1 protein-coding gene is annotated in these 292 nt (G+C 66.1%); it reads right to left on the bottom strand.

From position 1 onward, the window contains the following. A partial coding sequence (locus tag ACLJNW_RS24435; RefSeq protein ID WP_410961248.1) for a hypothetical protein occupies positions 1-292 on the bottom strand: 292 nt, incomplete at both ends.

Here is a 292-nt window from a genome sequence, read left to right as displayed (position 1 = left end):
CGGGTCGGCGAGGTAGCCGTGGATCAGCACGATGCGGCAGCGGTAGGACTGGTTCTTGTACAGGTGGTGAAGCATGTCGGCCAGCGCTTCGCCGACGTTGTGGTGGGTCAGTTTCAGCACCAGGGTGGCGTCGGGCTCGTCGCGGAAGGTGGCGCAGAACGCGCTGATCATGTCCTGCCAGTTCTTGCGCCCGTCGTAGGGGTTGAACACCGAGGTGTAGATGACCCCGTCGAGGCTCAGCTCGACCTGTTTCGCCGCGCGGTCCGGCAGGGCCAGGACCTCCGCCGACGGC

Source organism: Salmonella sp. SAL4457 (assembly GCF_046548235.1).
Classification (GTDB): domain Bacteria; phylum Pseudomonadota; class Gammaproteobacteria; order Enterobacterales; family Enterobacteriaceae; genus Salmonella; species Salmonella enterica.
This window is presented reverse-complemented; position numbering and strand designations above follow the sequence as displayed.